22 protein-coding genes are annotated in these 25,189 nt (G+C 73.0%); 11 read left to right on the forward strand and 11 right to left on the reverse strand.

The window, feature by feature from the left end; genetic code table 11:
- Window positions 1-14 precede the first annotated feature (14 nt).
- Complete coding sequence (locus ABD385_RS03735; protein WP_344573422.1) at window positions 15-959, reverse strand: inositol monophosphatase family protein; 945 nt, start codon at window positions 957-959, stop codon at window positions 15-17.
- A 190-nt stretch (window positions 960-1,149) separates the two neighbouring features.
- A complete protein-coding gene (locus ABD385_RS03740) occupies window positions 1,150-2,994 on the reverse strand; it encodes a gamma-glutamyltransferase family protein (RefSeq protein WP_344573423.1) in 1,845 nt (614 codons plus the stop codon).
- Between the two features lie 73 nt (window positions 2,995-3,067).
- On the opposite strand from ABD385_RS03740, the gene ABD385_RS03745 reads away from it, so the two are divergent.
- From ABD385_RS03745 to lplAB, 3 genes are all read left to right on the forward strand, one after another.
- Window positions 3,068-3,991 carry a hypothetical protein gene (locus tag ABD385_RS03745; RefSeq protein WP_344573424.1) on the forward strand — a complete coding sequence of 308 codons (924 nt, stop codon included), beginning with the start codon at window positions 3,068-3,070 and terminating at the stop codon, window positions 3,989-3,991.
- Between the two features lie 89 nt (window positions 3,992-4,080).
- Window positions 4,081-4,827: a Sir2 family NAD-dependent protein deacetylase gene (locus ABD385_RS03750; protein ID WP_344573425.1), complete on the forward strand. Its 747-nt coding sequence runs from the start codon at window positions 4,081-4,083 to the stop codon at window positions 4,825-4,827.
- Between the two features lie 176 nt (window positions 4,828-5,003).
- On the forward strand, window positions 5,004-6,071 hold the full coding sequence (lplAB, locus tag ABD385_RS03755; protein WP_344573426.1) for a lipoate-protein ligase LplAB: 1,068 nt from the start codon (window positions 5,004-5,006) through the stop codon (window positions 6,069-6,071).
- A gap of 186 nt (window positions 6,072-6,257) precedes the next feature.
- Here lplAB and ABD385_RS03760 read toward each other — a convergent pair whose 3' ends face one another.
- Entirely contained in the window at window positions 6,258-6,884 is a 627-nt protein-coding gene (locus tag ABD385_RS03760) for a DUF6879 family protein (protein ID WP_344573427.1), read from the reverse strand.
- Window positions 6,877-7,146, reverse strand: a complete 270-nt coding sequence (locus ABD385_RS03765; RefSeq protein WP_344573428.1) for a hypothetical protein — start codon at window positions 7,144-7,146, stop codon at window positions 6,877-6,879. The genes ABD385_RS03760 and ABD385_RS03765 overlap by 8 nt, the downstream gene beginning before the upstream one ends.
- A gap of 266 nt (window positions 7,147-7,412) precedes the next feature.
- Here ABD385_RS03765 and ABD385_RS03770 point away from each other — a divergent pair, with 266 nt between their 5' ends.
- Window positions 7,413-7,826 (forward strand): hypothetical protein, encoded by a 414-nt coding sequence (locus tag ABD385_RS03770; protein ID WP_344573429.1) that lies wholly within the window; start codon window positions 7,413-7,415, stop codon window positions 7,824-7,826.
- Window positions 7,823-9,961, forward strand: a complete 2,139-nt coding sequence (locus ABD385_RS03775; RefSeq protein ID WP_344573430.1) for a tetratricopeptide repeat protein — start codon at window positions 7,823-7,825, stop codon at window positions 9,959-9,961. The genes ABD385_RS03770 and ABD385_RS03775 overlap by 4 nt, the downstream gene beginning before the upstream one ends.
- A 304-nt stretch (window positions 9,962-10,265) precedes the next feature.
- Here ABD385_RS03775 and ABD385_RS03780 read toward each other — a convergent pair whose 3' ends face one another.
- Together ABD385_RS03780 and hydA are read right to left on the reverse strand one after the other, a co-directional pair.
- Window positions 10,266-11,264, reverse strand: coding sequence for a TIGR03842 family LLM class F420-dependent oxidoreductase (locus ABD385_RS03780; protein WP_344573431.1), 999 nt, complete (start codon window positions 11,262-11,264; stop codon window positions 10,266-10,268).
- A gap of 62 nt (window positions 11,265-11,326) precedes the next feature.
- Window positions 11,327-12,733 (reverse strand): dihydropyrimidinase, encoded by a 1,407-nt coding sequence (gene hydA / locus ABD385_RS03785; RefSeq protein WP_344573432.1) that lies wholly within the window; start codon window positions 12,731-12,733, stop codon window positions 11,327-11,329.
- A 335-nt stretch (window positions 12,734-13,068) separates the two neighbouring features.
- On the opposite strand from hydA, the gene ABD385_RS03790 reads away from it, so the two are divergent.
- Window positions 13,069-13,953, forward strand: coding sequence for an ABC transporter substrate-binding protein (locus tag ABD385_RS03790; RefSeq protein WP_344573433.1), 885 nt, complete (start codon window positions 13,069-13,071; stop codon window positions 13,951-13,953).
- Between the two features lie 115 nt (window positions 13,954-14,068).
- A complete protein-coding gene (locus ABD385_RS03795) occupies window positions 14,069-14,902 on the forward strand; it encodes a heparin lyase I family protein (protein WP_344573434.1) in 834 nt (277 codons plus the stop codon).
- A 242-nt stretch (window positions 14,903-15,144) separates the two neighbouring features.
- Here ABD385_RS03795 and ABD385_RS03800 read toward each other — a convergent pair whose 3' ends face one another.
- From ABD385_RS03800 to ABD385_RS03810, 3 genes are all read right to left on the reverse strand, one after another.
- Entirely contained in the window at window positions 15,145-15,621 is a 477-nt protein-coding gene (locus ABD385_RS03800; RefSeq protein ID WP_344573436.1) for a hypothetical protein, read from the reverse strand.
- 155 nt (window positions 15,622-15,776) lie between these two features.
- Window positions 15,777-17,045 carry an aspartate aminotransferase family protein gene (locus ABD385_RS03805; RefSeq protein WP_344573515.1) on the reverse strand — a complete coding sequence of 423 codons (1,269 nt, stop codon included), beginning with the start codon at window positions 17,043-17,045 and terminating at the stop codon, window positions 15,777-15,779.
- 41 nt (window positions 17,046-17,086) lie between these two features.
- Window positions 17,087-17,929, reverse strand: coding sequence for a nitrilase-related carbon-nitrogen hydrolase (locus tag ABD385_RS03810; RefSeq protein WP_344573438.1), 843 nt, complete (start codon window positions 17,927-17,929; stop codon window positions 17,087-17,089).
- A gap of 248 nt (window positions 17,930-18,177) precedes the next feature.
- Here ABD385_RS03810 and ABD385_RS03815 point away from each other — a divergent pair, with 248 nt between their 5' ends.
- The 3 genes from ABD385_RS03815 to ABD385_RS03825 are packed head-to-tail and all read left to right on the forward strand — an operon-like array spanning window position 18,178 to window position 20,670.
- On the forward strand, window positions 18,178-18,609 hold the full coding sequence (locus ABD385_RS03815) for a MarR family winged helix-turn-helix transcriptional regulator (protein WP_344573439.1): 432 nt from the start codon (window positions 18,178-18,180) through the stop codon (window positions 18,607-18,609).
- Complete coding sequence (locus ABD385_RS03820; protein WP_344573440.1) at window positions 18,606-20,078, forward strand: MFS transporter; 1,473 nt, start codon at window positions 18,606-18,608, stop codon at window positions 20,076-20,078. The genes ABD385_RS03815 and ABD385_RS03820 overlap by 4 nt, the downstream gene beginning before the upstream one ends.
- Window positions 20,079-20,115: 37 nt before the next feature.
- Window positions 20,116-20,670: an isochorismatase family protein gene (locus ABD385_RS03825; RefSeq protein WP_344573441.1), complete on the forward strand. Its 555-nt coding sequence runs from the start codon at window positions 20,116-20,118 to the stop codon at window positions 20,668-20,670.
- On the opposite strand, the gene ABD385_RS03830 is transcribed toward ABD385_RS03825, so the two are convergent.
- On the reverse strand, window positions 20,651-22,171 hold the full coding sequence (locus ABD385_RS03830) for an amidase (RefSeq protein ID WP_344573442.1): 1,521 nt from the start codon (window positions 22,169-22,171) through the stop codon (window positions 20,651-20,653). The two genes, ABD385_RS03825 and ABD385_RS03830, sit on opposite strands and share 20 nt — an antisense overlap.
- 183 nt (window positions 22,172-22,354) lie before the next feature.
- A complete protein-coding gene (ggt, locus tag ABD385_RS03835; RefSeq protein WP_344573443.1) occupies window positions 22,355-24,181 on the reverse strand; it encodes a gamma-glutamyltransferase in 1,827 nt (608 codons plus the stop codon).
- A gap of 240 nt (window positions 24,182-24,421) precedes the next feature.
- Here ggt and ABD385_RS03840 point away from each other — a divergent pair, with 240 nt between their 5' ends.
- A complete protein-coding gene (locus ABD385_RS03840; protein ID WP_344573444.1) occupies window positions 24,422-25,165 on the forward strand; it encodes a hypothetical protein in 744 nt (247 codons plus the stop codon).
- The last annotated feature ends 24 nt before the right edge of the window (window positions 25,166-25,189 follow it).

A 25,189-nucleotide genomic window follows, 5' to 3' on the forward strand; every position in this document is an offset into this window, starting at 1 on the left:
CTCGTCGGTGAGGGTCAGTTGGCGGCAGCCAGCAGTCCGAGGATACGCCGGGCCGTTTCGGCGTCCCGGGCCGCGGTGAAGGGCAGGGCGTTGCCGCCTTCGATGCGGAAGGGCTGACCGGCCACCGTGCCGCTGGCGCCGCCCGCTTCGTGGACGAGGAGGAGTCCGGCGGCGTGGTCCCAGGAGTTCTGCCAGCTGAAGGCGGTGGCGTCGAGCCGGCCGAGGGCTATGTGGAGGTACTCCAGGCCCGCGGAGCCGCAGGGGCGGGGGGCGACGCCGGGGACGTCGAGGCCGGCGAGCACGCGCTTCTGGTCGTCGGTGGTGAAGTCGGGGTGGGAGGTGGCGACTTCGAGGGTGGCGCCCGGGGCGGGGTGGCCGGCGTGCAGCCGCTCGCCGTTGAGCCAGGCGCCGGCGCCGCGGCGGGCGATCGCCATCTGGTCGAGGGCCGGGGCGTACGTCCAGGAGGCGAGGACCTCGCCGTGGTGGGCGAGGGCGACCAGGGTCGCGAAGCCGGGGTCGCCGTGGACGAACTGGCGGGTGCCGTCGACCGGGTCGACGATCCAGACGGGGGCGTCGCCGTGGAGCGCGTCGAGGACCGTGGGGTCGGCGTGCACGGCTTCCTCGCCGACCACCCGGGAGCCGGGCAGCAGGGCGGTGAGGGCGGCGGTGAGGTGTTCCTCTGCGCGTCGGTCGGCGATGGTGACGAGGTCGTGCGGGCCGTTCTTCTCGACGATGTCCTCGGCGGCGAGCTGCCGGAAGCGGGGCGTGATCTCGTCGGCCGCGGCCTGTCGGACGGCGGTCTCGACGGCGGCCAGGTCCAGGCCGGAGAGGTCGAGGCCGGTGGGGTCGGACGCGGCGGGCTCGGTGGCGCCGGGCGTGGCGGCGGTGGGGAGGGGGGTGACGACGTCGGTGAGGCCCGTGGTGTCTCCCTGATGGCGGGTGTGCAGTGCTTCGATCATGCGTCCATCGAACCACGAGCCACTGACACTCCAGCCGGACGCCGGGTGAACTCCCGGTGCCCTCCGGGCCACGGGCGGGTGCGGCCGGAGCCCCGCCGAGGGCCCCGTCCGTACCCGCCCCGCCGACGTCGTTCCAGGTCAGGCCCCATTTCGGTGGTCGCGCCGGGGCGTGGGGCCGGGCTGAGAGGGGTCAGCGGCCGACGGCGTACCCCTGCATGCCGCGCGGATTGGCGGCGGCCGACAGCACTCCGGTGCGGGGGTCGCGGGCCACCGCGCTCAGCCGCCCCTCCGACCAGGCGGGGCCCACCGTGACGTCGTGGCCGCGCCGGCGCAGTCCGGCGATGACCGGGTCGCCGATCCGGGATTCGACGGTGACGCTGCCGGGGCGCATGCCGCGCGGGAAGAAGGAGCCGGGGAAGGAGTCGTTGTGCCAGTTCGGGGCGTCGATGGCGCCTTGGAGGTCGAGTCCGCCGCGGACCTGCGGGCGCAGGGCGACGGAGAGGAAGAAGTGCAGTTGCCACTGGTCCTGCTGGTCGCCGCCCGGGGTACCGAACGCCATGACGGGGACGCCGTCGCGCAGGGCGAGGGAGGGGGTGAGGGTGGTGCGGGGGCGGCGCCCGGGGGTGAGGGTGTTGGGCAGGCCCTCCTCCAGCCAGGCCATTTGCAGGCGGGTGCCGAGCGGGAAACCGAGGCCGGGGACGACCGGGTTGGATTGCAGCCACCCGCCGGAGGGGGTGGCGGAGACGAAGTTGCCCCAGCGGTCGACGATGTCGATGTGGCAGGTGTCGCCGCGGGTGGTGCCGTCGCGGTCGACCTCGGGGGCGACGGCCGGCGGGGCGCCCGTGCCACGGGCCACGGTCGGCTCCCCGGCGCCGCTCGCCGACACGCCGAGCGGATCGAAGCCAGCGGTGCCGGTGGCCACCGCCAGGGCGTGCTTGCTCAGCCGCGGGGTGCGGCCGTCGGGGCTGCCGGGCCGCAGCGCGGCGCAGGCGCGGTCGCCGATCAGGGCCCGCCGGGCGGCGTTGTAGTCGTCCCCGAGCAGGGTGGCGAGCGGGACGTCGGCGGCGTCGCCGTACCACGCCTCGCGGTCGGCCATCGCGAGCTTGCTGCCCTCGACGAGCAGGTGGACGTACTCGGGACTGCCGTGTGCGGGCAACTCCTCGGGCAGCAGGGCGAGTTGCTGGAGGAGGACCGGCCCCTGCGTCCAGCCGCCGGCCTTGGCGACGGTCCACCCCTGCCAGTCGTAGGTCACCGGGTCCTCGTAGGTGGCGCGGTAGGCGGCCAGGTCGTCGCCGGTGAGGGTGCCGGCGTGCCGTTCGCCGGAGGTGTCCATGGTGGGCCGGGCGGCGAAGCCGGCGAGCGCCTCGCCGATGAAGCCCTCGCGCCAGATGCGGCGGGCGGCGTCGATCTGGGCGGCGCGGTCGGTGGCGGCGGCGCCGGCCTCGGTGAGGAGGCGGCGCCAGGTGGCGGCCAGCGGCCGGTTGGTGAGGAGTTCGCCCGGGCGGACGGCGCGGCCGCCGGGCAGGTAGAGCTCGGCGGAGGAGGTCCACTCGGTCGCGAAGAGCGTGCGGACGGTCTGGACGGTCTCCCCGACGCGTTCGACGGCGGGGTGGCCGTGTTCGGCGTACCCGATGGCGTAACGGAGCACGTCGGCCAGGGACTTGGTGCCGTGGTCGCGCAGCAGCAGCATCCAGGCGTCGAAGGCGCCGGGGACGGCGGCGGCGAGCGGCCCGGTGCCGGGCACCAGGTCGAGGCCGAGGGAGGTGTAGTGCGCCACGTTGGCTCCGGCCGGGGCCGGGCCCTGTCCGCACAGCACCCGTACCGGTCCGCCCGCCGGGGCCAGGATGACGGGCACTTCGCCGGCCGGACCGTTGAGGTGCGGTTCGACGACGTGCAGCACGAATCCGGCGGCGACGGCGGCGTCGAAGGCGTTGCCACCGTCCTCCAGGACGGCCATCGCGGACTGGGACGCCAACCAGTGGGTGGTGGCGGCCATGCCGAAGGTGCCTTGGAGCGTGGGGCGGGTGGTGAACACGGGGGCTCCTCGTCGTGGGTCGTTGCGGCGACGCGGATCGTCGCGGCCGGGCGGTCACCCGTACCCTCCCCCCGTGCTCCGGGATCTCACCTCGCTCCCCCGTGCCGTCCGCGGGGTCCGTTGGGACGGGCTGGCGCTGGTCGCGGACGGACCGGCCCGGCCGGCGCTGGGCTGGGAGACCGCCGAGGGCCGGCGGCTGGTGCTGCGGCAGGGCGGGCGGACGGTGCTGCTCGCGCGCCAGCGGGTGACGCACCGCGGGGTGCACTACGCCCGGACCGGCCGGTACGTCTCCCCGCTGCCGCCACTACGGGCCGCCGCCGGGGACGACGCGGACGCCTGGACGGCCCGTTGGGCGCACCGTTTCGCCGCGGCGCTACGGGCGGCGGGCCCCAACGGGCCGCTGCACGCGGGTGACTGGCGGCTACTGCCCGGTATGGGGACGCGGGCGGTGGACGCCTCCTGGGCAACGCTGGCGGCGCACGACCCGGACCGGGGCCACCTCACCTGGTTCGGCTACGGCGATCCGGTGGCGGACCGGCGCGACGTGCTGCCGTTGCGTGCGCTGGCCGCGCCGGACGCGGCGCGGGTGAAGGCCTGCCGGCGTCAGTTCCGCGAGGGGGTGCTGCCGCCGGTGCTGCTGTGGGCGGTCAGCGGTCTGAACGCCTTCGTGGTGCTCGACGGGCACGACCGGCTGGCGGCGGCGCTCGCCGAGGGCGGTCGCCCCGAGGTGCTGAGGCTGGGCCGGGCGCCGGTGGACGGGCCGGGCGCCCCTGGTCACGCGCCGGTGCTGCGCGCCTACGAGGAGCGCGCGGCCCACCTGGAGCGGGCGCGGGCGGCCGGCGATCCCCTCGCCGCGACGCGGATCACCGTGGCGGGGCGGCGGCTCGGCGCCGAACTGCGCGCGCTGTCCGACGGTTTCGGCCTGACCCGCGGCTGGCCGCTGCCCGGTGGCGCCCCGGCCTGGGAGGCGGTGGCCCGCCGGCACGCCCCGGGCTGACGCCCGGACGTCACCCGCTGAGGCGCCGCCGGCCGCAGCGGCCGGCGAATCCGGTCGCCGCCCCTGGCCCCGTTCCGTACGCTCGCCCCATGAGCAGCACCGACGACGGGCCCGCGCGCCGCCCGCTGGTGGCGATCCTGAGTGGCGCCGGGATCTCCACCGACTCCGGGATCCCCGACTACCGCGGGCCGAACGGGCTGTGGCGGCGCGACCCGGAGGCCGAGAAGCTGGTCACCTACGACACGTACATGGCGGATCCGGAGATCCGCCGGCGGTCGTGGCGGATGCGGCAGGAGAGCCCGGCGTTCCGCGCCCGGCCGAACGCCGCACACGAGGCGGTGGCCCGGCTGGAGCGGTCCGGGACGCCGGTGCGGGTGATCACCCAGAACGTGGACGGGCTGCACCAGCTCGCCGGGTTGCCGGCCCGCAAGGTGCTCGAACTGCACGGCACCGCCCGGGAGGTGGCGTGCACCCGCTGCCACGCCCGGTCGTCGATGGCGCGGGCGCTGGAGCGGGTGGCGGCCGGTGAGCCCGATCCGGCGTGCCTGGTCTGCGGCGGGATCCTGAAGTCGGCGACGGTGATGTTCGGGGAGCGGCTGGACCCGCAGGTGCTCGGCGCGGCGTTGGGCGTGGCGAAGGCCGCCGAGGTGTTCTTCGCGGTGGGCACCACGCTCCAGGTGCAGCCGGCCGCCTCGCTCGCCGGGGTGGCGGTGGAGCACGGCGCGCGCCTGGTGATCGTCAATGCGGAGCCGACGCCGTACGACGCGCTCGCCGCCGAGTTGGTGCGCGAGCCGATCGGTACGGCGTTGCCCCGGTTGTTGGCCGCGCTCGCCTGACGTCGACGCGGCAACGCTCGTGGCCGGCGCGGCCCCGGACGCCCCGAAAGATGCCGGATCGCGCCCGGATCGGTCCCTTTCGCCGGGAATGCTGCGGCCCGCGTTACGGTTGACGCCGCTGCCGGCCGCGCGCCGTGCGGGGGAACGGCAGCGGGAGCGGGAAGGACGGTAGGGCCGTGCAGGGCAAGCACCACGGTGAGTACAAGGTGCCGGGCGGCAAGTTGGTGGTCGTCGACCTGGAGGTGGTGGACGGGGCGCTGCGCGGCGTCCGGGTGGCCGGGGACTTCTTCCTGGAGCCGGACGAGGCACTCGACGCCATCAACGGCGCCCTGGAGGGCGCGCCGGCCGACACCGACGCGCGGGGGCTGGCCGCCCGGATCGACGCGGCGCTGCCCGCCGGGGCGGTGCTGTTCGGGTTCAGCAGCGAAGCGGTGGGCGTCGCGGTGCGCCGGGCGGTGGCCGACGCCCGGGAGTGGACCGACTTCGACTGGCAGATCATCCACGAGGGGCCGCAGTCGCCGGCCCTGCACATGGCGTTGGACGAGGTGCTGACGGCCGAGGTCGCGGCGGGGCGGCGACCGCCGACGCTGCGGGTGTGGGAGTGGGACCGCCCGGCGGTGATCATCGGGAGCTTCCAGTCGCTGGCGAACGAGGTCGATCCGGAGGGCGCCGCACGGCACGGCGTGACGGTGGTCCGGCGGATCTCGGGCGGCGGCGCGATGTTCGTGGAGCCGGGCAACACCATCACCTACTCCCTCTGCGTCCCCAACTCCCTGGTCCAGGGGCTGAGTTTCGCGGAGAGCTACGCCTATCTGGACGACTGGGTGCTGGGCGCCCTCGGCGACATGGGCATCACAGCGTGGTACAAGCCGCTGAACGACATCGCCACCGAGGCCGGGAAGATCGCCGGCGCGGCGCAGAAGCGCATGGCGGCGGGCGACGGCGCGGTGCTGCACCACGTGACGATGTCCTACGACATCGACGCCGAGAAGATGGTCCAGGTACTGCGCATCGGCAAGGAGAAGCTCTCGGACAAGGGCACCACCAGCGCGAAGAAGCGGGTGGATCCCCTGCGCCGCCAGACGGGCCTGCCGCGGGCGGAGGTCATCGCCCGGATGATCGCCTCGTTCCGGACCCGGTACGGCGGTTCGATGGGTTCGGTCTCGCCCCGCGAACTGGCCCGGGCGGAGGAACTGGCCGCCGGCAAGTTCAGCTCCCCGGAGTGGCTGACACGGGTGCCGTAGCCGGAGTCAGCAGACGCCCGCCGGCCGGGGGCGTGCGGTGACCGTCGTGGCGTCCCGCGCGGTCGGTCGTGCCGCCGCCCACCGGCAGGCACTCTCCTGCGTGGCGGGCGGCTCGACCACCTCATGGGCGGCCCGTCCTGAACGAGAAGGTGCTCCCGAAAACAGCGGAGGATTTCGATCCGCTACTCAGCGAGCGGCCACTTGACCATTGACCACCGGAGGGTCAAGTGGCGCAATTTCACGAGCGAAGAATTCACCGAACGGCTCACTGCGCTGGTACAGCACGTCGAAACTGGCGGAGGTGTCTTCGATTGCCGCTCGATCCGCGATGCGGTTTGCTCCCGCAGCGTTCCCGTCATCGTCATAGGTCACCTCGTACATGACCTCATCGCCCAGGATCACGACTTCGGGGACCAGGCCCTCCGCTTCAATTTCCGAGATGTCACGAGAGTCCATGACTCTGATATTGTCGCCCAGTTCTACGCGCAGGCGAAGCACGAAGAGCTCCCACTGCACGTACGGGGTGACGGGGAATTCGACGACGCGAATCCGGCGTTCCAGAATCCCCAATTCGGCAGCCTTCCGAAACTGCCCGGAGTAGATCTCTCGCTTCTCCTCGACCAGAGAGATCGCCCTCGGCCATTCACCAGCCACAAAGGCCTCCCAACTGGGAAAGCCTCGCTCTTTGAAGTTCTGGCCACGTTCAAGCTTGCGCAAGGAGCTGATTCCGCTCCCATAATGGCGACGAAAGTCCTCGTGATAGCTGGGACGGTCCAGATGCTGTGAGGCGCTGCGCCGGAACGACTCAAACACTGGGAATGTCCGGCTTCGCTGCGACCATCATGCTCCTCGGAATGACCACGAGACGTTCGTCGCTCCCGATCGAAACACCCGCCGGCAGCACTTCCCCCAGCGAATCCGTCAGATCTCGGCCGATAATGGCGACGTCTCCGTTCTCAAGTTCCCAGATGTCCGGGCAGTCGGGATTATCGGTCGTGGTACCTAATTCTTGCGGCGACTTACCCAGCCGCCGCTTGAACGTCGTCATGGGGTCAGCTTCCCACGGCCTGGCCATAACACCCCTCCCAGAGATGAGATAGAACGTTCCGAGGGTAACGCCCGACGCGTTCTGCGACTAGGGCAACCACTAAGCCATCCGGGGAAAATCGACAACGACATATGCCTCCGTCATGCATCCCTGAAGGCACTTGCTGGTTCGGATTGCCGATGCCACCATGCTGACCGCAAGGAAGGAACGCAACCCGCCCATGGGCACCGATGGGCCGATTTGTGGCCTTATGGTAAGAGTTTTAGACTGCCAATCATCCAAATGGGGGAACCATGGATGCAGAATTAACGTCCTTCGCACAAGCCGCTGGAACCACCCTTGTCACTCTGATGACAACCGAGGCCTGGCAACACGCTCGCGATAGTTTCACACGGATGTGGCAGCGCTGGCAGCCGGAAAGAGCCCAAGACATTTCCCGCGCCCTGGACGTGAGCCAGGAGGAAGTGCTGCGCGCCCACTCGGCGGACGACCAAGAGATGCTGGGCGAACTACGCATGCAGTGGGTGGGATATCTCCGCCGACTGTTGCTGTCCGATCCGGAAGCCATCGAGGATCTGCGCACGTTGCTCAGCGAGTTCAGCCCCCATGCCGACGCGAGCGCCCCGTCCGTAACTCAGCACGGCACCGCGTCCGGACGCGCTCGCATCTACCAAGCCGGCCGCGACATGCACATCAATGAGCGATGAAGGGAGCGATGGACGGCCACGCCGAGGACGGCGGCCGCGTCTACCAGTCATCCCATGACCAGCACATCAGCGAGTACCACTACCACGGCAGCGAGGAACCGGGCCTCGCCGGCCCCGACTCCGTGCGGCGCCCGGCAGTCGGTCGGGCACCCGTGGTCCTGCGGGACCGCGCCGAAGTGCTGGCACGCCTGCGTTCGAGTACCGCCGCGGGAGGTGGTGGCCGGGCCTTCGTGCTGCACGGCATGGGGGGCTGCGGCAAAACCGCCGTCGCCTACGCCTTCTTCCAATTCGCCACGGAGGGCGACAGCCGTGTCGGCCTCTGGGTCAACGCCTCCGACCGGGCCAGCCTGCGCTCCGGAATGCTCGCGGTGGCCGCTGACCGCGGGGCTACGGACGGCGAACTCCTGGCGGCCAGGAACGGCTTGCGGCCCGGAGCCGACCTGGTGTGGGAACGCCTCCGCCGTTCCACCGAGCCGTGGTTACTGGTACTGGACAATGCGGACGACCCGGAGATCCTGCGGGACGGGAGCTGGCTGCGCACCAGCCCCAACGGCATCGTCGTGGTCACGACCCGTCGAGCGGCGCCTCGTTGGTGGCCTGGAGCAGAGTTGCAGCACATCGGGGTGCTGCCTCGGGACGACGCCGCAAGGGTGCTGTGCGACCTGGCACCACAGAGCGGCACGGTGAAGCAAGCTGCTGAGATTGCGGACAAGTTGGGCCGCCTGCCCCTCGCACTGACGCTGGCGGGCGGCTTCCTCTCCCACCAAGTGCTCGACCCCTGGACGATGGATGCCTACCGGCGCCACCTCGAGGAAGGAGAAGGCGTCGAGCTGATAGACCAAGGAGCTGACATCTTGTCTGATGACGACCCGCGCCACCTGGTGGCGCGCACCTGGCACCTCACACTCGATACCTTCGAGGCGCGTGGGTTGCCTGAAGCGGTGACGCTTCTTCGCTTGCTCGCGCGTTTCGCACCGGAGCCGTTGCCGATATCTCTCCTGAACCACCCGGAGGTTGGCCGCGCGTTTCCCCGTGCGCGTACGGAATCGGCGCTCCGAGCGTTGCTCGATCAATCGCTCACCGAGCTGATCGACGTCGGCGTACGGTGTGTTCAGACCCACGGGGTTCTGCTCGACAGCGTTGCCTCCGCCACGCCGCCGGAAACACTCACGGTGCTCAGCACGACAGCGAGCAAGTTGCTGGACGCCGCCGTTCCGGAGCAGCCGGACGCCGGCCCGGAGGACCCGCAGTTACGTCTTCTCAGTCCCCACGCCATCGCCCTGTTGCGGCACGGCGCGGCTCCCCCAACGATGGCTGAACTGGTCGCCACTGCTACCCGGTTGGCCACCGCCCTGCACCGCACGGGCGACTACCTCTCCGCCTGGGAGACCGCTGAGGGCGCAGTGCGGCTGTCCCGGGAAACCCTGGGCGCCGAGCACCGCCTGGTGTTGGCCGCGCATTCGAGGGCCGGTCGGGCGCTCTTCCGTTTGGGCAGGTACGCCGAGGCCGAGCGGGTGCTACGTCAGGTGAGAGGCACCCAGGAGCGGTTGTTCGGGGCTGCTGACCCGGACACTCTGGAGAGCAGCCACGGGCTCCAGCTGGTCCTGGGGAATCTCGGCCAAAGACCGGAGGCCCTTTCGCTGCTCCGGGCCACGATCACCGGCCGGCTGGCATCTCTCGGCCCCGCGCATCCGCTGACGCTGCGCTCCCAGGCCAGCTTGCTGACGATGTTGTCGAAGTCCGAACTCGAAATGCCGGAAAACGTCTCGTTGCTTTCCTTGCCTACGGACTGCGAGCACCACCTCGGCCCGGATCACACGGTCACCTTGGGTGCACGGCACAATCACGCATGGGCGCTCTACGTACTTCATCGGCTCCGCGAGGCAGAGGAAGAAATTCAACTCGTCTCGGAGATGTACGAGCGCCGCTTCGGGCCCGATTACCCTATTGCGCTCTCCGCCCAACAGCTGCACGCCCGCATCCAATACCACCTTGGCGATGTCGAGGCAGCGGTGGACCTTATGGATGAGGTCGTGCAAAAGAGAGCCAACAGTTTGGGCCCCGATCATCCGTTCACGACTGCCAGCAGACGTGTGCTGGCCGACTTCAGAGGCAACGGCCGGACGGCGCACTGAAACCCCTCTCGTCACACACGCTCGAACACGAACGGGGTGCCGGCCCGCGCTCCAGGACCTGCGGGGCCTCCACGTCGTTGGTTTTCGGCACGTCGTTGGCTTTCGGATCGCACGGTGTGGCCCTGCCCTAGGCTGCTGCGGGCCGGTGACGCTCGCCGCCGTACGACTGGGTCACCTTGCGCTGTCGCGGCACGTGCGGGCACAGAGCCCGTGATCCTGCGTCGGGCATGCGGCTGACCCCGAAACAGGGTGACTGTCCTGCTCGGGGTCGCGCCTGTGGACCGGTCGGCCGGGTGCTGCGGCCTCAGCGGAGGGCCGGAATGACCTCCGCCCCATAGGCGTCGAGGGTGGCTTCCTTGGCGTCGTGCATGGCGTAGAGCGCGAACTGGTCGACGCCCAGGTCGCGTAGGGCGCGCAGTTTCTCGCGGTGGGCCTCGGCGGGGCCGAGCAGGCAGAAGCGGTCGACGATTCCGTCCGGGACGAAGGCGGTGTCGGGGTTTCCGGTGCGGCCGTGGTGGGAGTAGTCGTAGCCCTCGCGGGACCTGATGTAGTCGGTGAGTGCGTCGGGGACGAGGCCGGAGTGTTCGCCGTAGCGGGCGACGAGGTCGGCGACGTGGTTGCCGACCATGCCGCCGAACCAGCGGCACTGTTCGCGGGCGTGGTCGAGGTCGTCGCCGACGTAGGCGGGGGCGGCGACGCAGATGGTGATCGCGGCCGGGTCGCGGCCGGCGTCCGCGGCGGCCCGGCGGACGGCCTTGACCATCCACTCGGTGAGGAAGGGGTCGGCGAGTTGGAGGATGAAGCCGTCGGCCAGCCGGCCGGCCATGGCCAGTGCCTTGGGGCCGTAGGCGGCCATCCACACCGGCAGGTGGCCGTCGGTGACCCAGGGGATGCGGATGCGGTGGCCGCCGATGTCGGTCTCGCGTCCCTCGGCCAGGTCGCGGATCTGGCCGATCGCCTCGCCCAGCCGCGCCAGGGTGTTGGGTGGCCGGCCGGCCACCCGCATCGCGGAGTCGCCGCGTCCGATGCCGCAGACGGTGCGGTTGCCGTACATGTCGTTGAGGGTGGCGAAGGTGGAGGCGGTGACCTCGGGGGTGCGGGTGGAGGGGTTGGTGACCATCGGGCCGACGATCAGGTGCTCGGTGTGTTCCAGGATGCGGCTGTGGATGACGAACGGCTCCTGCCACAGGACGGCCGAGTCGAAGGTCCAGCCGTAGCGGAAGCCGTTGCGCTCGGCGCGGCGCATCAGCTCCACGACGGCGGAGGCGGGCGGATCGGGCTGGAGGACGACTCCGAAGTCCACTGCGGCGCTCCTTGGGGTGCGGGCCGGTCCGGTGCCGGCCGGGTGGGATGGGCGCGGGGTGCTCACATGAGGTACTGGCAGGTGCCGCGCGGGATGTACTGGCCGTGTCCGGCGCGGCCGGTGAACTCCCGGCCGTCGATGACGGGTTCACCGCGGGACAGCACGGTGACGACCTGTCCGGTGAGGCGCTTGCCCTCGTAGGCCGAGTAGTCGACGTTCATGTGGTGGGTCCGTGCGGAGACGGTCTGTTCGGCGTGCGGGTCGTAGAGCACGATGTCGGCGTCGGAGCCCGGCGCGATGGTGCCCTTCTTCGGGTAGAGGCCGAACATCCGGGCCGGGGTCGCGCAGGCGATCTCGATCCAGCGGCGGCGGCTGATGCGGCCCTCCACGACCGCCTGGTGGAGCAGGTCCATGCGGTTCTCGATGCCCGGCATGCCGTTGGGGATCTTGGAGAAGTCGTCGCGGCCCAGTTCCTTCTGGCCGCGGAAGCAGAACGGGCAGTGGTCGGTGGAGACCACCTGGAGGTCGTTGGTGCGCAGCGCCCGCCAGAGCGCCGCCTGGTGCTCGCGGGGCCGCAGCGGCGTGGAGCAGACGTACTTGGCGCCTTCGAAGTCCGGCTCGGCGAGGTTGTCGGTGGACAGGAAGAGGTACTGCGGGCAGGTCTCGCCGAAGACGTTGAGTCCGGCGTGGCGGGCCCGGGCGATCTCGTCGGCGGCCTGCTCGGCGGAGACGTGGACGACGTAGAGGGGGGCGCCGGCGACCCGGGCGAGCTGGATGGTGCGGTGGGTGGCCTCGGCCTCCAGCAGCACGTGGCGGACCTCGCCGTGGTAGCGGGGGTCGGTGTGGCCGGCGGCGAGGGCCTGCTCGACGAGGACGTCGATGGCGGGGCCGTTCTCGGCGTGCATCATCACCAGTCCGCCGTTGCCGGCGGCGCGCTGCATGGCGCGCAGGATCTGGCCGTCGTCGCTGTAGAAGACGCCGGGGTAGGCGGTGAACAGCTTGAAGGAGGTGACGCCCTCGGCGACCAGCAGGTCCATCTCCTTGAGCGAGTGCTCGTTGACGTCGGAGAGGATCATGTGGAAGGCGTAGTCGACGGCGCACTGGGCGTCGGACTTGGCGTGCCACAGGTCCAGGCCGGCGCGGAGTGCCTGGCCGCGGCTCTGGACGGCGAAGTCGACGAGGGTGGTGGTGCCGCCCCAGGCCGCGGCGCGGGTGCCGGTCTCGAAGGTGTCGGAGGAGGCGGTGCCGCCGAACGGGAAGTCCAGGTGGGTGTGGGCGTCGACGCCGCCCGGGATGACGTAGGTGCCGGTGGCGTCCAGGACCCGGTCGGCGCCGGCGGTCCAGCCGTCGGCGGTCGCGCTGTCGTGGGCGGCGAGGGCGGCGACGCGGCCGTCCTCGATCAGGACGTCGGCGTGCATCTCCTCGGCGGCGGTGATGACCAGTCCGCCCCGGACGACCGTACGGCTCATCTCAGCTCCCTACCTGACGCGACGTCACAAGCTGGTCTACACCCGTAGATTCCGGACGGGAAGGAGACACCGTAGAAGCATGTCACCCACCGTGGCAATACCGTGACGGGAGATCGGCCACCGGTCGGGTGTCGCGGCGGTGGTCAGTCGGGTGGTTGAACGGGCGGTGCGGGAGGGGCCCCGGGGGCGGTGTCGGGAGGGGTGCGGGGGCGACCGGATGGGCAGGTAACAGTCTCCGGACCCACAACTTCGAAAGTGATGACGGAACCACACCTTCACAATCGGCACTGAGAGCGTCACAAGACAGACAGATGACGCCAGAAAGGCGATGCGCCATGGAGCAGAGCACGCCGTGGGAGTTCTCCGACGACCGCGGCCGCCTGGTGGTGGCCGGAAGCCGGCCGGAACGGATCGTGGCGTACATACAGGCGGGGGCCACGCTGTGGGACCACGGCATCCGCCCCGCGGGCCTGTTCGGGTCCCAGCACGACGGGGTGGCGGCCGACCCGGCCAAGGCCGGTGAGCTGCCGTTGACCGAGATCCCGTACCTCGGCTCGGGCAGCGCACTGCACCCGGACGCCGTGCTGGCGGCCCGCCCGGACCTCGTGGTGGCGGTGACCTACGACGGGGAGCAGGTGTACGGCCTGGAGGCGAAGGTCGCGCAGGAGGTGGAGGAACAGGTCCCGGTGGCCACCGTCGCGGTGGGCCCGGGGCGCAGCCTGCCCGAGGTGCGGGAGCGCTTCGCGGCGCTGGCCGGCTCCCTGGGGCACGGCGAACCGCGCACGCTGGCCAAGGAGTTGGACGACGCCGAGGACGAGCTGCGACGGGCCGGCGGCGGTCCGGTGCGGCCGCGGGTGGTGGCGCTCTCCCCCGCCGGGCCGGACAGGGTGCACCTGGCCCGACCGGGCACCTGGCCGGACCTGCGGGCCCTGGCCGAGCACGGCGTGGAGTTGCCGGAGCCGGTGGCCGGGGCCGGGACCAACTGGTCGACGGTGGGCTGGGCGGAGGCCGCCGCGCTCGCCCCGGACGTGGTCCTGATCGACGTCCGGGCCAACGCCGCCCGGATCGAGGCGCTGCGGACGGACGAGCACTGGCGGGCGATCGAGTCCCGCGTCCAGCTGTTGCCGTGGAACCCCGAGGCCCCGGTCAGCCGGCTCGCCCACACCCGCTTCTTCACCGAGGTGGCCGACGCGGTGCGGGCGGCCGCCGCCCGGAAGTAGCGTCCGGTCTCCCGCGGTGCACCGGACGTCGGCGGCCCGACCACCCCCTTGACGGCAACTGGCAACAAACCTAACTTTCAACTCCCGTCCCCATCCCCCACGTCGGGAGTCCCCCATGGACCGACCCCTAACCCCCCACCTCCGTCGGGGAGTTGTCCTCCTCGCCGGAATCGCGCTGACCGGCGCCTGTTCCGCGGCCGCCCAGCCGGCCCCGTCCGCGGCCCGGCCCGGCGGCGCGCACCCGGCCGCCGCCCGCGCGGCCGCGCAGTGGCGCGCCGACCCGGCCCGGGGCACCGCCGACTTCGAGGGCACCGAGACCAAACCGGGCACGGTGCGGGTCGTCGACGACCCGACCGGACGGCACGGGAAGTCCTTCGCGCTGCACACCTCCGGCGACAAGCTCGACGGCCCCACCCGGGTGCGGGTGGAGACCCGCGGCCACCGCACCGACAAGGGCCCGCTCCGCTTCTCCCGCGAAGGCGACGTCGTCTACGTCGGCTGGCGCTCGATGTGGGGTCCGCTGCCGACGAAGAAGGGCGACTGGGTGGTCCTGTGGCAGCTCAAGGACTACGGTCCGGGCGCCGCCACCCCGCCGCTGTCGCTGCGCGCCCGGGGCGACGGCACCGTCGACCTGGAGTACTGCGACCCGCAGTTGAAGACCACCCGGCTCTGGCACGCGCCGATCGCCCTGAACACCTGGCACGACTTCGTCGTCGGCATCAAGGTCTCGAAGGACCCGGCGCGCGGCTGGGTGCGGCTCTGGCACGACGGCGCGGCCCAGCAGTTGCCCGGCGGCTCCGAGCAGTTCCCCGCGGCGACCCTGCGCGCCTCCTGGGTCACCGACAAGTGGGGGGTCTACCGCTCCGACGGCATCAAGGGGCCGGCCACCGCCTGGCTCAACTCCCCTGCGGTGGGCGGACGTTACGAGGACGTGGCGCCCAAGGGCTGAGCGCCCGGCGCCGCGCGGCGCCGGGCGCCCCGGACGACGGGCACGCGACCGCTCGCCGAAGCTGTATGATCATCACGTAACTCCGGCCCGCGGGCGGGAGTCACGCGTCTGTGGTCCAAGGAAAGACGCCCATCATCCGATGGGAAATGTAGGTGCAAGGCCTGCCGGGCGCTCCATACGAAGGGCCCTCGCTCCATGAGCGGGGGCCCTTTCTCGTGTCGTGCGGCAGGCGCCGCGGTGCGTCACTGCCCGAAGGTTCCCTGACAGAGCGTCAACAGATCGGGCCGCACCTTGCCGGCGGCCATCCGGCAGATCACCCGCGGGTCCACGCTGCGGTGCGCGGCCGGGGCGCGGACGGCGGGGTGGTGCGGGGGCGGTGCGGCGTGCGCGGGGCGCGGTCGTTCGTGGTGGTGGGGCGGCCGGGCGTGCGGCGGAGGCGGTGCGGCGGGGTGCTGCCCGCGGTGCGGGGCCGGGGCGTCCGGCGCGGCCCCGTCCGCTTCCGCGACCGCGGCGTCCTCGGGCGGCTCCGGTGGCCGCGGTGCGGTCACCACCTGTTCGTGCGCGGTCCCTTCGGACGGCGCCCGGGTCGCGGGGCGTTCGGGCACGGACGGCGCCGGGCGGGGCCCGGACGGCGCCGGGCGGGACGCCGGGACGGACATGCAGCCGGTGACCGTGGCCAACACCGCGGCCGTCAGGACGAGGAGAGGAGGGGTGCGCACGGTCATACCGTCCCGACCGCGCCCCGACCGGACAAGCAACACGCCGGGGAACCACGCGCACGAGGGAGCACGGAGGCATCCGGTCGACGCGCGCCGCGCCGCGGCCGGCGCGCCGCCCGGGGTGACCGGGGCGGCGCGGGCCGGGTGCGCGTCGGCTAGTGCGGTGCGAGGTTCGCCCGCGTCCAGCGCAGGGCGTCCGCGAGCAGTTCGGCGCCGTGCTCCGCCTCGGCGACGGTGAGCGTGAGCGGCGGGGCGATGCGGAGCGAGGCGCCGCCCCGGCCGCCCTTGCCGATCAGCAGCCCGCGTTCCCGCGCGGCCTCCAGCACCAGGGTGGCGGCCTCCGGGGACGGCTCGTCGGTGCCCGGTCGGACCAGCTCGACCCCGATCATCAGGCCCCGCCCGCGCACCTCCCGCACCACGTCCAGGCCCGCGGCCACCGCCCGCAGCCGCTCGATGAGCAGTCCGCCGACCCGCCGGGCGTTGCCCTGGAGGTCGTGCTCCAGGAGGTAGGTGAGGTTGGCCAGGCCGGCGGCCATGGTGATCGGGCTGCCGCCGAAGGTCGAAATGGAGTTGGCGGGCAGGCCGTTCATGATCTCGGCGCGGGCCACCACCCCGCCGATGGACATGCCGTTGCCGATGCCCTTGGCGAAGGTGAGCAGGTCCGGCGGGCCGTTCTCGCCGTGCGCCTGCCAGCCCCAGAAGTGCTCGCCGGTGCGGCCCCAGCCGGTCTGCACCTCGTCGCTGATCCACAGGATCCCCTCGCGGGCCAGCACCTCGCGGAACGCCGCGTACAGCCCGTCCGGCGGGGCGGTGAAGCCGCCGACGCCCTGCACCGGTTCGGCGATCAGCGCGGCGACGCCGCCCGCGGCCTGCTGGAGCACGTCCTCCAGGTCGGCGACGCAGGCCGCGGTGTACGCCGCGTCGTCGAGGGCGGCGTACGGGCCGCGGGAGCGGACCCCGCCATGGACGTAGAGGGTCTGTAGCGGCGAGAGGCTGGTGGGGGACCAGCTCTGGTTGCCGGTGATGCCGACGGTGGAGAAGGAACGGCCGTGGTAGCTGTTGCGCATCGCCAGGACCTGGTTGGACCGGCGGTGGGTGGTGGCCAGGAGCAGTGCGGCGTCGTTGGCCTCGGTGCCGGAGGTGGTGAAGAAGACCCGGGCGTCGGGGATGCCGGAGAGCGCGGCGATCCGCTCCGCCAACTCCACCATGGGGCGGGAGAGGTACAGGGTGGAGGAGTGCAGGATGCGGCCGGCCTGGTCGCTGATCGCCTTGGTGACCTCGGGCAGCGCGTGCGCGGTCATCGTGGTGAGGATGCCGCCGAAGAAGTCGAGGTAGCGGGTGCCGTCGGCGTCCCAGACGTGCCGGCCCTCGCCGTGGGTGAGTTCCAGAGGACGGTCGTAGTAGAGGCTCAACCAGGACGGCATGACGGCCTGGTGGCGGGCGTGCAGGCTTCGGGCGTCGGACGTCACGGTTGCACCAGCCCCTCGTAGGCGTCGGGGCGGCGGTCGCGGTAGAACGCCCACTGCTGGCGGACCTCGTCGATCAGGCCGAAGTCCAGGTCGCGGACGACCAGTTCCTCCTTGGATTCGCTGGCGGGGTCGCCGACGACCTGGCCGCGCGGGTCGACGAAGTAGCTGGAGCCGTAGAACTCGTTGTCGCCGTACTCCTCCACGCCGACCCGGTTGATCGCCGCGACGAAGTACTCGTTGGCGACCGCGGCCGCGGGCTGTTCCAGCCGCCACAGGTAGCCCGACAGCCCGCGCGAGGTGGCGGACGGGTTGTAGACGAGCTGGGCGCCGTTGAGGCCCAACTGCCGCCAGCCCTCGGGGAAGTGCCGGTCGTAGCAGATGTAGACGCCGATCCGGCCGACGGCGGTGTCGAAGACCGGCCAGCCGACGTTCCCCGGGCGGAAGTAGTACTTCTCCCAGAAGCCCTTGACCTGCGGGATGTGGTGCTTGCGGTACTTGCCGAGGACGGTGCCGTCGGCGTCGATGACGGCCGCGGTGTTGTAGTAGAAGCCGGACTGCTCGACCTCGAAGACCGGGACGACGATCACCATCCGGGTCTCGCGGGCGAGGGCCTGCATCCGCCGCACGGTCGGGCCGTCCGGCACCGGCTCCGCCCAGCGGTAGTGCTCCGGCTCCTGGACCTGGCAGAAGTACGGGGCGTTGAAGACCTCCTGGAAGCCGATCACCTGGGCACCCTGCGCGGCCGCCGCCCGGGCATGCTCCTCGTGTTTCGCGATCATCGATTCGGTGTCGCCCGTCCAGGTCGCCTGGACCAGTGCGGCACGCACAACATCGGCCATGAGCTGCTCCTTTGTCGCTGCGCCAGCCTGCGGTGCGCGGATCTACGCGTGTGGAGGCGACCGTAAGCCCCGTCACCGACCGTGGCAAGACCATCTCCCAGCGCGGCGCGGCGGTCGGGTACGCGGGGCCGCGCGCGGGACCGGCCCGGCCGCTCCGCCCGACGGGACGGGCGGGCCGCGGCGCCGGGAGGCCCGGAGAACGACAGGAAAACTTGCAAGTTTCCCTGTCGGACTCCTACGCTCGGAGCATGCCCGACAAGGACCAGGAACGGCTCGCCACCGATCTCGGCGCGACGGTGTCCCTGCTGATGCGCCGGCTGCGCGCCGCCTCGCCGCAGGGGGAGCTGTCCCCCACGCAGCGCGCGGTGCTCGCCCGGATCGACGCCGACGGACCGTCCACCATCGCGGCGCTGGCCCGCGCCGAGTTGGTGCGTCCGCAGTCGATGCGGGTGACCGTCGGCGCCCTGGAGGAGCGCGGCATCCTCGCCCGCAGCCCGCACCCCACCGACGGGCGCCAGGTGGTCTTCTCGCTCACCGAGGAGGGCCGCCGGGTGCTCGGCGACGTCCGGGCCGCCAAGCACGACTGGCTCGCGGTGGCCGTCGCCGAGCGGTTGACCGGCGAGGAGCGGCGGACGCTGGCCGCGGCGACCGCGTTGATACGACGGCTGACCGAGGAATGAGCGCCCCCGACGCCCCGGACCGGACCGCCGGCCGGCGTGCCGACGCCGCCGGCCCGGCCGGGGAGCGTCCAACGCCCCCGCCCGCCGACCGCGGCTTCGGCGCCCGCCTGATGACGCCGCTGCTGCTGGGGTCGCTGCTCAATCCGATCAACTCGACGATGATCGCCACCGCGCTGGTGGCGATCGGCCGGGACTTCCGGGTCGGCGCCGCCGACACCGCGTGGCTGATCTCGGCGATGTACCTCGCCAGCGCGGTGGGCCAGCCCACGCTGGGCAGGGTCGCCGACCGGATCGGGCCGCGCCGGGTGTTCGTCGCCGGCACCGTGGCGGTCTGCGCGGCCGGGCTGATCGGCGCGCTGGCACCGACCTTCGCGCTGCTGGTCGTCTCCCGGATCGTCCTCGGCATCGGCACCGCGGCCGCCTACCCGGCGGCGATGGCGCTGCTGCGCGCCGAGTCGCGGCGGGTGGGCCGGCCCACCCCGCGGTCGGTGCTCGGGCGGATCTCCCTGGCCGCGCTGGCGAGTGCCGCGGTCGGCCCCGCCCTCGGCGGCCTGCTCGCCGCGACCGCGGGCTGGCGGGCGGTCTTCGCGGTCAACGTGCCCCTCGCGCTGCTGGCGCTGGTCGGTGCGCTGGCCTGGCTCCCGGCCGACCGGGACACCCGGGCCGCGGGCGGCGCCGCGCCGTCCGACGCCGCCGCCCGCGGCGGCCTGGACCCGTTCGGCATCGCGCTCTTCGCCTCCGCGCTGACCTGCGCGATGTTCTTCCTGCTGCGGCTGGACGCCCCGCGGTGGCCGCTGCTCGCGCCGACCGCGGCGCTGACCGCCGCCCTGGTCTGGTGGCAGCTGCGCCACCCCCACCCCTTCATCGACCTGCGGATGCTGGCCCGCAACCGGGCCCTGACGCTGACCTACCTCCGGCACGGGCTGACCTACCTGGTCATCTACTGCGTGCTGTACGGGTACAGCCAGTGGCTGGAGCAGGGCCACGGCTTGACGTCGTTCCACGCCGGGCTGGTGATGCTGCCGATGTCCGGCGCGGCCGCGGTCTGCTCGCTGGCCGGCGCCCGGACCAAGGGCATCCGCGCCCCGCTGACCGTCGCCGCGGCCTGCCTGACCGCGGGCAGCGCGGTCTTCCTGCTGCTGCACGGCACCAGTGCGCTGCCGGTGCTGCTCGGCGCGGGGGCGCTGTTCGGCATCCCGCAGGGGCTGGCCTCCACCGGCAACCAGGCCGCCGTCTACGCCCAGGCCCCGGCCGACGGCGTCGGCGCGGCCGCCGGGCTCCAGCGCACCGCCCAGTACCTCGGCGCGATCACCGCGTCCGGCCTGATCGGGCTCTGGTACGGGCAACGGGCCACGGACCCGGGACTGCACGCGATCGCGCTGACCGGCGTGATCCTCGGCGGGCTGCTGCTCGCCCTCACCCTCGCCGACCGGACGCTGCGCACCGCGGGCGGCCGGACCTTCGACTGATCCACCGTCAATTACCGATCCACCATGGAGAGTTACCGTGCCTGCCAGCATGCTCGACCCGACCACCGCACTGATCCTGATCGACCTCCAGAAGGGCATCACCCAGCTGCCCACCGTCCACCCCGCCGACGAGGTCGTGGCCCGCGGGGCCCGACTGGCCGCGGCGTTCCGCGCCCACGGCCTGCCGGTCGTGCTGGTGAACGTCACCGGTGGGGCGCCGGGCCGCACCGAGGCCGTGCGGGCCGGCGGCGGCACCCCGCCGGCCGACTGGGCCGAGCTGGTCGGGGAACTGGACCGGCAGCCGGGCGACGTGCTCGTCACCAAGGAGCGGTGGGGGGCCTTCCACGGCACCGAGTTGGACGCCGAGCTGCGCCGGCGCGGCGTCACCCAGGTCGTGTTCGGCGGGATCGCCACCAGCATCGGCGTGGAGTCCAGCGCCCGCGCCGCGTACGCGCACGGCTACCACGTCACGGTCGCCGTCGACGCGGTGACCGACCTGGACGCCGAGGCGCACCGCAACAGTGTGGAGCGGATCTTCCCGCGGCTGGGCGAGACCGACACCACCGAGGCGATCATCGGCCTCCTGGGCTGAGTCCGGCGTCCGGTACGGGGTGCGGGTCGGGGTGTCGTTCGTGCCACCGCAGGGCGTCCTGCAACTGGGCGGCCAGGGAGATCAGCCGCGGTTCGCTGTGCGCCGGACCGAGCAGTTGCGCGCCCAGCGGCAGGCCGTCGGCGCTGAAGCCGGCCGGGACGCTGATGCCCGGCCAGCCCAGCACGTTCCACGGCCAGGCGTACGGGCAGGCGGCGATCATGGCCCGGTCGGTCTGCCAGCCGCTGAGCCGGGCGAGGGTGCCCACCCGCGGCGGCGGGGTCGCGGTGGTCGGCGTCAGCAGCACGTCGTAGCGGCCGAACAGCGCGCCGATGCGGCGCTGTTGGCGCCGCTCCGCGGCCCGGGCTCGGCGCAGCGGCGGTCCGCCGAGCAGGCGGCCCAGCCGCGCCGCCTCCCGGGTGCGGCGGTCCAGTAGCCGGGGGTCGGGGACCCGGGCGGCCCACTCCCCCACCCCGGCCGTGGCGCGCGGGACGAAGGCCAGTCCGACCAGCCCGTAGTCCGGTTCGGCCTCCTCGACGAAGTGGCCGAGGCCGGCCAGGGTGCGGGCCACCGCGGTGACCGCGGTCCGCACGTCGGGGTGCAGCGGCTTGCGGGTGAAGGTGGTGGGCGCCTTCCAGGCGAGCGCGATGCGCAGCTTCCCGGGGTCCCGGCCGGCGGCCTCGTGGGCCGCGATGGCCGGCGGGCGGTGCAGGTCGCCGGCGTGGTTGCCGCTGGCGACGTCCAGCAGCAGCGCGGCGTCCTGGACCGTGCGGGCCAGCGGGCCGATGCCGGTGATGCCCTGGAACGCCTCGGGGTCCGGCCAGGTGGAGATCCGGCCGCGCTGCGGTTTGATGCCGACGAGGTGGGACCAGGCGGCGGGGATGCGGACCGAGCCGGCGCCGTCGGTGCCGAGTGCGGCGGGGACCAGTCCGGCGGCGACCGCGGCGGCCGAGCCGCCGGAGGAGCCGCCGGGGGTGTGCGCGAGGTTCCAGGGGTTGCGGGTGTCGCCGAAGGCCGGGCCCTCGGTGAACGGCCACTGCCCGAGTTCGCAGGCGTTGGTCTTGCCGACGATGACCGCGCCGGCCGCGCGCAGCCGCCGGACGACCTCGGCGTCGTGCGGCTTGGGCGGGAACACCCCGGCGCAGCCGAACGCGGTGGGTTCGCCCGCCACGTCGGTGTCGTCCTTGACCGCGACCGGCACCCCGAGCAGCGGCAGCCGCTCCCCGTCGGCGAGCCGGCGGTCCGCCTCCGCGGCCTCGGCGAGCGCCGCCTCGGCCCGGACCCGGCGGAAGGCGTTGACGCTGTCCTGGGTGGCGGCGATGCGGTCGAGGCAGCGCTGCACCAGCGCGGTGGCGGTGACCCGCCCGTCGGCCAGTGCCCGGGCCTGGTCGGCGAGCCCCTCCCACTGTCCGTCCAGGTGCCCGGCCGGGGCGGCGGACGCCGGGCGGCGGGGGCGTTTCGGGGACGGTCCGTTCCGGGGTTCCTGGCTCTCGTCGACGCTCACGCTGCGTGCCCTCCCTGGGACCGCTCATTCGAACGAACGGTCCCAGGAGGCTAATAGGACCCGCGGGGGGCGGCAACGACGCCGCGCGGCGCGACGCGCCGACGACACACGGACGGCACACACGGCCCGTCCGGGCGGCGGCGGAGCCGCCTCAGCGGTCGCCGGGCGCCCCGCGCGGGCGCGTCACGGCGCCGGCTGGACGACCCTCGCCGAGCCGCCGCCGCGCCGGACCTTCTCGGCCGCCGCGAGCCAGCGGCCGTCCGGCAGGCGCTGCACTCCGGTGGCCGCGCCGATCTCCGGATTCAGCTTGAAGGTGTGGCCGAGGGCTTCGAGTTGCTTGCGGAGCGGGCTGTTCCACAGTGCCGGTTCGAGTTCGGTGGCGGCGGCGTTGCGCTGGCTGGCGCGCGGCGCCGCGATGGCGTCGACCAGCGACATCCCGCGGTCGAGGTGGTTGATCAGGGTTTGCAGCACGGTGGTGATGATGGTGGCGCCGCCGGGCGAGCCCAGCGCCAGTACGGGGTCGCCGTGCCGCAGCACGATGGTCGGGGAGATGGAGGAGCGCGGCCGCTTGCCGGGGCCGGGCAGGTTCGGGTCGTGCACGGCCGGGTTGATGGGCGTGAAGGAGAAGTCGGTCAGCTCGTTGTTGAGCAGGAAGCCGCGGCCGGGGACGGCGATGCCGCTGCCGCCGGTCTGTTCGATGGTGAGGGTGTAGGCGACGACGTTGCCCCACTTGTCGGCGGCGGTGAGGTGGGTGGTGTTCTCCCCCTCGTACGTCGTCGGCGCGGCCTGGCCGGTGGTGCCGCAGGGCGTCGGGTGGCGCGGGTCGCCGGGCGCGAGCGGGCTGGTGAGCGCCTTGTCGTCGTTGATCAGGCACTCCCGGGAGGCGGCGAACCGCTTGGAGGTGAGGCCCTTGACGGGGACGTTCTCGTAGGCCGGGTCGCCGACCCAGCGGCCGCGGTCGGCGAAGGCGATCCGGCTGGCCTCGATGTAGCGGTGCAGGAACTGCTTCTCGGACAGGTGCGAGAGGTCGCTCTTCTCCAGGATGTTGAGGGCTTCGGCGACGCTGGTGCCGCCGGAGGACGACGGGGCGACGCCGTAGACGTCCAGGCCGCGGTAGGTGGTGTGGGTCGGGCGGTGACCGAGCGTGCGGTAGGCCCGCAGGTCGGCGGCGGTCAGCTCACCGGGCCGGACCTTGCGGGTGGCGCCGGAGCGGACGGGGGGCTGCTGGACGGTGCGGACGATGTCCCGGCCGATGTCGCCGCGGTAGAGCGCGCCGACGCCCTGCCGGCCCAACTCGCGGTAGGTGCGGGCCAGATCGGGGTTCTTCAGGGTCGAGCCGACGACGGGGAGCTTGCCGCCGGGCAGGAAGAGGTCGGCGGTGGCCGGGAAGTCGCGGAACCGCGCCTCGTTGTCGGCGGTCTGCTGGCGGAAGGTCGCGTCGACGGTGAAGCCGTTCGCGGCGATCTTCTCGGCGGGCCTGAGCACCTGTGCCAGGGAGCGGCTGCCCCACTTCTTGAGGGCGCTGTCCCAGGTGGCGGGGGTGCCGGGGGTGCCGACGCTGAGCCCGCTGGTGACCGCGTCGTCGAACGGTATCGGCTTGCCGTTCTCCAGGAAGAGGTCCTTGGTGGCGGAGCGGGGGGCGGTCTCGCGGCCGTCGAGGGTGCGGACGGTCTTGGACTTGGCGTCGTAGTAGACGAAGTAGCCGCCGCCTCCGACGCCGGCGGAGTAGGGCTCGGTGACGCCGAGGGCGGCGGCGGTGGCGACCGCGGCGTCGACCGCGTTGCCGCCCTTGCGGAGCACCTCGATGCCGGCGGCCGAGGCGTCCGCGTCGACGCTGGAGACCGCGCCGCCGTAGCCGACGGCGACCGGGGTCTTGGCGGGGGTGGCTGGGTCCTCGGCGGCGGGGCCGGGGCGGGGTGCCGCGGTCCGGGCGGCGGCCGGGACGGCCATCAGGGAACCGGCCAGTGCGGCCGCGACTCCCAGGACGGTGAGGCGTCGGGCGTTCGACATACCTGGAATTCCTCCAAGGGCTGCGCGAGGGGGGCGGCAGGGGCCGGAGCCTACCCGGGCCAACACCGCGCCGACAGGGGGTGCTTCGGGGTCCGGTCCGCCGTGCGGGGCGGCGCGAAGGCGGGGACGGTTCGGGGCCGAGCCGTACGCTCCGGCCGATTCGGGACGCATCCGGGCAACCGACACGGACCGGCGGGCCGGCCTCGAACACCCGCCCGAGAGCCGCTACGCTCGCCCGCCATGAACGACACCCTGCTGCTCCTGACCGCGGCGGTCGCCCTCCTCGTGGGGCTGGCCGCCGGCTGGGCCGGACTCTCGGCGGTGGCCCGCCGGAAGCGCGCCCGCGAACAGGACTTCTTCGGGCTGCCCGAAGGCTCCGAGTGCGTCCTGGTCACCCACCGGGACAGCGCCGCGGCCCAGTGGAGCATTCCGCGGCACGACGCGCTGGCGCTGCTGGGACTGGCCGCGGTGGTCGAGAACTGCGGTGCGCACCCGGAGGTCGCCCCGCACGACACCGGGCTCCAGGGCTTCGGGGCGCGGACCGAGTTCTGCATCGGCGACCCGACCTCGCACCGCCGACTGGCGGCCCACCTGGCGAACCTGCTGCCGGGGGTCGCGGTCCACCCGGGTGACGCGACCGGCGCCGGCCGGGGCGCCCTCACCATCGGCGGGACGGCGTACCGGGTGGAGCCGGGGGCGGTGGAGCACGTGCTGCTGGCCCGGCTGACGGCCGGGGAGGGCGGTCGGCCGGTGTTCCTGGCGGCCGGTCAGCGGCCGGTCACCCACCGGGCCGCGGTGCGCCACCTGGTCCGCAACCGGTCCCGGCTGGCCCGCCGGTACGGCGCGGACGGGCAGTTCGCGCTGCTGCTGAAGGTGGTCAACTCGCAGGCGTACGGGCCCGATGTGGTGGAGCTGGTGGCCGACGTCAGCAAGGCGGCGCTGGCTCCGCCGGAGACCAAGGGGCAGCACCGGGCGACGGCCTGAGGCGGCTTCACCGACGGGCGGGGG

The sequence above is a fragment of the Streptomyces lunalinharesii genome, assembly GCF_039532155.1.
GTDB classification, from domain to species: Bacteria; Actinomycetota; Actinomycetes; order Streptomycetales; family Streptomycetaceae; genus Streptomyces; species Streptomyces lunalinharesii.

Coding starts and splice junctions, on each gene's coding strand:
- ABD385_RS03735 (WP_344573422.1), bottom strand. CDS start 959: ATGATCGAAGCACTGCACACCCGCCATCAGGGAGACACCACGGGCCTC.
- hydA (WP_344573432.1), bottom strand. CDS start 12,733: ATGAGCCGTACGGTCGTCCGGGGCGGACTGGTCATCACCGCCGCCGAG.
- ABD385_RS03805 (WP_344573515.1), bottom strand. CDS start 17,045: ATGCCGTCCTGGTTGAGCCTCTACTACGACCGTCCTCTGGAACTCACC.
- ABD385_RS03750 (WP_344573425.1), top strand. CDS start 4,081: ATGAGCAGCACCGACGACGGGCCCGCGCGCCGCCCGCTGGTGGCGATC.
- ABD385_RS03810 (WP_344573438.1), bottom strand. CDS start 17,929: ATGGCCGATGTTGTGCGTGCCGCACTGGTCCAGGCGACCTGGACGGGC.
- ABD385_RS03775 (WP_344573430.1), top strand. CDS start 7,823: ATGAAGGGAGCGATGGACGGCCACGCCGAGGACGGCGGCCGCGTCTAC.
- ABD385_RS03770 (WP_344573429.1), top strand. CDS start 7,413: ATGGATGCAGAATTAACGTCCTTCGCACAAGCCGCTGGAACCACCCTT.
- ABD385_RS03820 (WP_344573440.1), top strand. CDS start 18,606: ATGAGCGCCCCCGACGCCCCGGACCGGACCGCCGGCCGGCGTGCCGAC.
- ABD385_RS03765 (WP_344573428.1), bottom strand. CDS start 7,146: ATGGCCAGGCCGTGGGAAGCTGACCCCATGACGACGTTCAAGCGGCGG.
- ABD385_RS03795 (WP_344573434.1), top strand. CDS start 14,069: ATGGACCGACCCCTAACCCCCCACCTCCGTCGGGGAGTTGTCCTCCTC.
- ABD385_RS03790 (WP_344573433.1), top strand. CDS start 13,069: ATGGAGCAGAGCACGCCGTGGGAGTTCTCCGACGACCGCGGCCGCCTG.
- ABD385_RS03840 (WP_344573444.1), top strand. CDS start 24,422: ATGAACGACACCCTGCTGCTCCTGACCGCGGCGGTCGCCCTCCTCGTG.
- ABD385_RS03815 (WP_344573439.1), top strand. CDS start 18,178: ATGCCCGACAAGGACCAGGAACGGCTCGCCACCGATCTCGGCGCGACG.
- ggt (WP_344573443.1), bottom strand. CDS start 24,181: ATGTCGAACGCCCGACGCCTCACCGTCCTGGGAGTCGCGGCCGCACTG.